We start from the raw sequence: 2,656 nt of genomic DNA on the forward strand, positions 1-2,656 counted from the left end.
GCGTGCCGGGAGGTTCGGCAGTGGGGTTCTAAGCCAGAGCAGACGCAGGAAGGGCGACGGGGCTGGCTGCCGAAGGGTGGCGCTTACTCAGGTCACCAGCAGTTCGTATCACCAGCAGTACAAGCAGTGCGCAGTGCCCGATTGGTAGGTAGTTCATCCAGAGGGAAGAACGGAGGCGCCGAGCACCATCAGGATCGCCCGGGCGGACGTTGTGAGCCCGGGTACCGCAGGACATCGATAGTGAGGTGGTCTCCGGTCACGCAACCGCGATCCCCGCACACGCCGCCAGCCCCCCTGCGGCGGTGCGGACACAGTAGGCCGGGCAGTACATAGGACCGGCAGATGGTGTTGCAGTTCCTTCGGGGCCCTGGTGCCGGTACGGCACCAGGGCCCCTCCGTGCGTGTTCCACAGAGAGGCGAGATGACAGCAGACGACTCGTTCAACCGGCTCGATGACGACGACTACCCCGCCTACACCATGGGCCGGGCCGCCGAGATACTCGGCACCACTCAGGGATTCCTGCGCGCCATCGGCGACGCCCGCCTGATCACCCCGCTCCGCTCCGCCGGCGGGCACCGCCGCTACTCCCGATACCAGCTGCGCATCGCCGCCCGCGCGCGGGAACTCGTCGACCAGGGCACCCCGATCGAGGCCGCCTGCCGGATCATCATCCTCGAAGACCAGCTCGAAGAAGCCCAGCGCATCAACGCCGAATACCGCCGCTCCGCATCCCAGCACACGGAAGGCAACTGACCCGCAGTCCGCGGCAACGCGCCGATGCCGCACCCTTCCACCGATTTCGTAATATGAGCACATGATCGCTGACGACGCCCATCCACCGGCACGCGGACGGGAGCTCCGACACCTCTCCGGCACCACGCCCGACACCTTCCGCGCACCGGCGGTCGATTCGCCTGCTGGCACCACCGGCCGGCCGATGTTCGGGCGGAGGGCCGTCGGCCTGGAAGGCGGGGTGGAGCGCGCGGCGGCTGCGCTGAAGCCGCGGATGCGCGGCTGGCTGCACGCCGGGATGTTCCCCCTCGCGCTGACCGGCGGCATCGTCCTGATTACCCTTTCGCGGTCGGCGCCGGCAGTGGCGGCCTGCTCGGTGTACGCGCTGTCGGCCTGCCTGCTGTTCGGCACCAGCGCGCTGTACCACCGCGGGGACTGGGGTCCGCGGGGTGAGGCGGTTCTGCGGCGGCTGGACCACGCGAACATCTTCCTGATCATCGCCGGCACGTACACGCCCCTGGCGGTGCTGCTGCTGCCCGCGCACCAGCAGGTGGTCCTGCTGTCCCTGGTGTGGGCCGGGGCCGCGGCCGGCATCGCCTTCCGCGTCTGGTGGATCAGGGCACCGCGCTGGCTCTACACCGCGTGCTACCTCGCCCTGGGATGGGCGGCGGTCTTCTACCTGCCCGACTTCGCGCGCACCGGCGGCACCCCGGCCGTCGTCCTCGTCGTCGCCGGAGGCCTGCTCTACACCGCGGGCGCCGTCGTCTACACACTCAAGCGCCCCGACCCCTGGCCGCGCTGGTTCGGCTTCCACGAGGTCTTCCACACTCTCACCATCGCCGCCTTCACCGCGCACTACACGGCCATCCTCCTGGCAGCCACATGACTGTTGTTCGGGGTCCGCTGAAACGCACGGCGCGCAGGGGCAGGGGCAGGCACCGGCCCACATTGTCCGAGAGGGCCGGTGGGCCGGGTGGCTGCGGGGCGCAGGCCGGGGTCCCGTGGTGCGGCGTCGTTGAGGCGGAGTTCGGCTGTGGGTGGGTTGCCGCTGCCGTGGAGGGTGATGCCGGCGCCGTCGAGGAGCTGGGGGAGCGGCTGGGTGCAGACCTGCAGGCATGAGTTCCTCGGTCGGACCTTGATCTGGAACCGGGTCCGTCTGCTCCGCGTGCTCGGCGAGTTCGAGTCGTTCTGCGACCGGTACAGGCCGCACGGTGCGCTGCGCAGCGTGGTGCCCGGGCTATGGATGGGGTTTTCGGCACCCGCAGTGCTCGCTCGGGCCCGTCTTCGCCGCGACTCTGCGGCCACCGCCCCGGCTCCGGCCCGCAAGGCTGTTGCCGGCGAAGGCGGGCAGGGCGCCGATGGCCGCAGCTTCTGCGATGATCAACAAATCCGACGATCAACCCAGCCCCAAGGCTGCCAGCTCAAGTTGACAATGCCTGCCATGAGCGGAGCCGGTCGGCGATGTCGTAGGTGGTCAGCCGGAGGGCCTTGATGTCCTCGATCAGCTGGATCCACTGTTGCTGGGTGGCGACGACGGTTTCGCTGGAGGCCTCGATGTATGCCACGGCGACCGCGTACCCGTACAACTCATTCCGGGCGGGCAGTGGCCGCTGCAGCACGATCGTGTCGAGCAGCGTCGCGGCCCGCCAGTACGCGTCGGGGCTGTCCACATCCAGGTGGGGCGTGTTCACTCGGTGCCGGGCTACGGCCGCGACAAGCGCCGAGTAGTCCAGGACCTGGAGATCCTTGCCAAGGATGCGCTCTTGCCGGTCGAGAAGCCATCGGATGTCGATGTGCAGTTCCAAGGTCAGGCCGCCAGGCGGGCGGAGTGACTACCGCCAGGTGTCGCGGGCTGGCCGCCGAAGGCTTCGTCGAAGGCTTCGACGAAGCCGGGACGGTCGAGCGCAGCTTCGTACGCGGCGG

At 69.3% G+C, this 2,656-nt stretch carries 3 protein-coding genes; 2 read left to right on the forward strand and 1 reads right to left on the reverse strand.

The annotated features are described in order from the left end of the window. The first annotated feature begins 421 nt into the window (after nt 1-421). Nucleotides 422-754 (forward strand): MerR family transcriptional regulator, encoded by a 333-nt coding sequence (locus tag VIW71_RS10630; RefSeq protein WP_331621842.1) that lies wholly within the window; start codon nt 422-424, stop codon nt 752-754. A 61-nt stretch (nt 755-815) separates the two neighbouring features. Next, complete coding sequence (trhA, locus tag VIW71_RS10635; RefSeq protein WP_331621843.1) at nt 816-1,619, forward strand: PAQR family membrane homeostasis protein TrhA; 804 nt, start codon at nt 816-818, stop codon at nt 1,617-1,619. Nucleotides 1,620-2,154: 535 nt separating this feature from the next. On the opposite strand, the gene VIW71_RS10640 is transcribed toward trhA, so the two are convergent. Then, nucleotides 2,155-2,538, reverse strand: a complete 384-nt coding sequence (locus VIW71_RS10640) for a toxin Doc (RefSeq protein WP_331621844.1) — start codon at nt 2,536-2,538, stop codon at nt 2,155-2,157. Between the last annotated feature and the right edge of the window lie 118 nt (nt 2,539-2,656).

Origin of the sequence: Streptomyces sp. (assembly GCF_036524955.1) — a bacterium.
GTDB lineage: Bacteria > Actinomycetota > Actinomycetes > Streptomycetales > Streptomycetaceae > Actinacidiphila.

Excerpts from the sequence above, each read along its gene's own strand:
- trhA (WP_331621843.1), top strand. The coding sequence starts at position 816 with ATGATCGCTGACGACGCCCATCCACCGGCACGCGGACGGGAGCTCCGA.
- VIW71_RS10630 (WP_331621842.1), top strand. The coding sequence starts at position 422 with ATGACAGCAGACGACTCGTTCAACCGGCTCGATGACGACGACTACCCC.